At 54.3% G+C, this 4096-nt stretch carries 4 protein-coding genes and 1 pseudogene; all 5 read left to right on the forward strand.

Annotated features, from left to right (window positions below; all coding sequences use genetic code 11):
• Nucleotides 1-213: pseudogene (locus H6F43_RS21895) on the forward strand (hypothetical protein); the annotation flags it as partial.
• 310 nt (nucleotides 214-523) lie between these two features.
• Nucleotides 524-1831, forward strand: coding sequence for a glutamate-5-semialdehyde dehydrogenase (locus H6F43_RS16265; protein ID WP_190343769.1), 1308 nt, complete (start codon nucleotides 524-526; stop codon nucleotides 1829-1831).
• Between the two features lie 210 nt (nucleotides 1832-2041).
• Entirely contained in the window at nucleotides 2042-2305 is a 264-nt protein-coding gene (locus tag H6F43_RS16270) for a hypothetical protein (protein WP_347272422.1), read from the forward strand.
• Between the two features lie 122 nt (nucleotides 2306-2427).
• Nucleotides 2428-3249 carry an A24 family peptidase gene (locus H6F43_RS16275; protein ID WP_190343770.1) on the forward strand — a complete coding sequence of 274 codons (822 nt, stop codon included), beginning with the start codon at nucleotides 2428-2430 and terminating at the stop codon, nucleotides 3247-3249.
• Between the two features lie 188 nt (nucleotides 3250-3437).
• On the forward strand, nucleotides 3438-4096 hold a 659-nt coding region (locus tag H6F43_RS16280; protein ID WP_190343771.1), incomplete at its 3' end, for an S-methyl-5'-thioadenosine phosphorylase.

The raw sequence follows: 4096 nt of genomic DNA on the forward strand, positions 1-4096 counted from the left end.
AAGTGGGTAAGTATCATCGGAATGGAGTGGTTATTCCGGATTGCGTGCGATCCAAAGCGCCTTTGGAGGCGCTATCTAATGGACGATCTACCGTTCTTCTGGCTGCTGCTCAAGCAAAAGCTAGGGTTTTACGCACCACCCTTTGCAGACTGCGTATATCACGTTATACCGTCGCACCCTGTAACAGGCGATCGCCCTAAAGTTCACCTCTAGCTGCTTATGGCTACGGTTCGCTCAAGACGCTACGGATAATTTGGTACGGGACGATCGCGCTGCAACAGAACCATTGATCGCGATCGTCCCAGCTTGTTCTGTATCTCCAACACAATCAGAAAGTACGTGGTCAAGCGAAGACAGCAGTCTTCGCTTTCGCTCAGTCAGCAAACGATTGCGCCCTGAGCGGAGCCGAAGGGCTTTATCTCGGACGGTAAACTCGTTGCTGGAAATCACCTCAGTGCCTTAGCCCATCTCTACTCATTACTCCGGTACACTTATAGATCTGACAGTTTGTCTCCAAGTTCTCATGACTTCTGCCCCGATCGCTCCCCCTTCGCCGCTTGTGACACTGGCGCAGCAAACTCGCCGACAGGCACGGCAATTGGCAACGCTGCCAACAGACGCCAAGAATCTGGCACTAGAGGCGATCGCGCAGGCGCTAGAGGCAGCAGCATCCAGCATTTTGGCGGCAAACGAAGCGGACTGTCAGGCGGCGAAGGAGTTGGGGTTGGCAAGTGCTCTGTATGCCCGACTGAAGTTGGACGACTCCAAGCTGAAGGCAGCGATCGCGGGCGTGCGAGACGTGGCAAAGCTGGCAGACCCGATCGGTGCTGTGCAGATTCACCGTGAACTGGATCAGGGCTTAGAACTCAAGCGCATCACGTGTCCCTTGGGCGTGCTAGGCGTCATTTTTGAAGCTCGTCCGGATGCGGTGATGCAAATTTCCAGCTTGGCGATTAAGTCTGGCAACGGGGTAATTTTGAAGGGCGGACAGGAAGCAGTGCGATCGTGCGAAGCGATCGTTAAGGCGATTCACGCGGGGCTTGCCCAAACCGAGGTTGCTCCTGCTGTAGTGCAACTGCTAACAACGCGGCAGGAAACCCTAGAATTGCTCAAGCTTGACCAGTACGTTGATCTAATTATTCCGCGCGGCTCTAATGCCTTCGTACGGTTTGTGCAGCAAAACACGCAAATTCCTGTATTGGGGCACGCGGAGGGTATTTGTCATCTCTACGTGGACAAAGCCGCTGACATTGAACAGGCGATCTCGCTGACGATCGATGCCAAAACTCAGTATCCTGCGGCGTGTAATGCAATCGAAACTCTGCTGGTTCATCAGGCAATTGCCAGCGAATTTTTGCTGAATGCAGTGGGTCCGCTTCAGCAGCGGAACGTAGAACTGCGGGGTGACGATCGCACGCGGGACATTCTCAATATTGCTGCAGCGACTGAAGCTGATTGGGTCACTGAGTACAGCGATTTGATTTTGGCAATCAAAATTGTAGACTCGCTGGAGCAAGCGATCGACCACATCAACACCTACGGCTCACGACATACTGAGGCGATCGTTACTGCAGACTCGGCAACCGCCGCCGCTTTTCTGGCGCAGGTAGATGCCGCAGGCGTCTACCACAACTGCTCCACTCGCTTTGCCGACGGCTTTCGCTACGGCTTCGGTGCAGAAGTCGGTATCAGCACGCAAAAAATGCCGCCTCGCGGTCCTGTTGGGCTAGAAGGCTTAGTGACATACAAATACCAACTTGTCGGAGCAGGGCACATCGCCGCCACCTACTCAGGTCCCGCTGCTAAACCCTTCACCCACCGCGATCTGTAACACCTCAAGCAGTAAGTTGTATGAGTCCCCACTAGTGTGCTGCTGCCACCGACGCCATCACACATGGATGAACTGCTCCCTTAACTGTCCCCAATTGTGGCTGTTGAGGCTTTAAGATTCCCGGCTTGGTTTACGAATTAAAAATTTCTCCTCCGGCTGAGGACAGACAAGTATACTAAAATCCAGCAAGACAATAGTAGGGGGGGACTGGTGGCATACGCTTCACACACTCAGGCGCATACGCGGATCGCAGACGCCGACTTCACGGCACTGCTCGATCCCGCCTTGATTCGATCGGCGCGGCAAATTTACACCACCTACTATGAGGTTCATCCCGGCTTGATTCAGCGTCCACTGGGTGTTGCCATCAACCGCTTTACCCATCGCGGCAAGCTTATTTTCTCTGGTAAACCAATTCTTCTACCCCAAGAATGCTTTGTGCCGTTCAGCCAGATTGAGTCGGAACTGTATTAGAAACTGCGAGTGCTGGATTGATCCGTCTTGATCGATACGTTACCCAAGCAACGCACTGTAGAAAGATACTTGAAAAATATCAGATACCTTACTGGCTATTAGCCAGTAACTAACAGCGAATCATGGATCTCTGGTTTGAGCTTCCGGTCGCGATCGTCATTTTCGCATTGGGCGCGTCGGTAGGCAGCTTCCTCAACGTGGTGGTGTATCGCGTGCCTGCGGGGCTGTCACTGCTCTATCCGCCGTCGCGCTGTCCCCACTGCCTAACGCGATTGAGGCGGCGCGAGAACGTTCCGGTGCTGGGGTGGCTGCGGTTAAAGGGGCGCTGTGCTCACTGTAAGTCACCTATTTCAGTCCGGTACCCGTTAGTCGAAGCGGCGACGGGAATTTTGTTTGTGCTGGTGTTTTGGGTGTTTGGTCTATCCTGGCAGACGATCGGCTACTGGATGTTCCTAAGCTGGTTGCTGGCACTGTCGCTCATTGACGTTGACACGCTAACGCTGCCCAATCCGCTGACACAATCCGGTTTAGTGGTCGGATTGGCGTTTCAAGCGATTCAAGGAGCGCTAACCAGTTCTAGCGTGGCAGGAGCCGCAAGCCATCTGCTGCAAGGCGTTTTAGGTGCAGTGCTGGGGCTGTGGCTGCTGGATGTAATTGCCCTAGTGGGATCGATGGCGTTGGGACAGGCAGCGATGGGCGGTGGCGATGCGAAACTGGCAGCGCTAATGGGCGCTTGGCTCGGCTGGAAGTATTTGCTGCTGGCAGGATTTGTTGCCTGCGCGATCGGAGCCTTTGCGGGCGGTGCAGCGATCGGACTTAATTGGCTCGATCGTCGCCAACCGATGCCGTTTGGTCCATTTTTGGCGGTCGGATCGCTGCTGGTCCTGTTTTGGGGTGAGGCGATGCTGTCCCTGTATCGATCGGTGTTCTTCCCACTGGCTTAACAGCCCGATTGCGCTGAAGTAAGGCGATCGCACGAATTAGCACAGCCTGAGACCATCCAGTGAAGCATTGTCCATGACTGCTGGAATTGTTTCAGCCTCAACCTGAACGAACGTGTTGGGTTCTGCTCAACACGTTCCCGCTCGGCAAGGTTGTAGAATGGCTAGGGCAATTTAGCAGCGGAGGCAACATGGCAGAGGCAGCAATCGGCATCATCGGCGGCAGCGGACTCTACAAGATGGAGGCGCTGAAAGATGTAGAAGAGGTCCAGATCGAAACGCCGTTTGGCAAACCCTCTGATGCTTTGATCTTGGGCACGCTGGACGGAACGCGAGTAGCGTTTCTGGCGCGGCACGGACGCAGCCACCATTTGCTGCCCTCGGAGTTGCCCTTCCGGGCAAACGTCTACGCGATGAAGAGCTTGGGTGTCAAGTATTTAATTTCGGCGTCAGCAGTCGGGTCATTGAAGGACGAAGCGAAGCCGTTGGATATGGTGGTGCCAGACCAATTTATCGATCGTACTAAAAACCGCATCTCAACGTTTTTTGGCGATGGCATTGTGGCGCATATTGCCTTTGGCGATCCAGTTTGCCCTAAGCTGGCAGCGGTGCTGGCAGACGCAGTAGCCAGCCTTGATCTCAGTGACGTTGTGCTGCATCGTGGTGGCACGTATGTCTGCATGGAAGGTCCGGCGTTTTCTACCAAAGCTGAATCACATCTCTACCGAAGCTGGGGCGCAACGGTGATTGGCATGACTAATCTACCAGAGGCGAAACTAGCGCGAGAAGCGGAAATTGCCTATGCGACGCTGGCGCTGGTGACAGATTACGATTGTTGGCACCCGGATCA

Source organism: Leptolyngbya sp. FACHB-36 (genome assembly GCF_014695955.1).
GTDB lineage: Bacteria > Cyanobacteriota > Cyanobacteriia > Leptolyngbyales > Leptolyngbyaceae > FACHB-36.

Coding starts and splice junctions, on each gene's coding strand:
- H6F43_RS16265 (WP_190343769.1), top strand. CDS start 524: ATGACTTCTGCCCCGATCGCTCCCCCTTCGCCGCTTGTGACACTGGCG.
- H6F43_RS16275 (WP_190343770.1), top strand. CDS start 2,428: ATGGATCTCTGGTTTGAGCTTCCGGTCGCGATCGTCATTTTCGCATTG.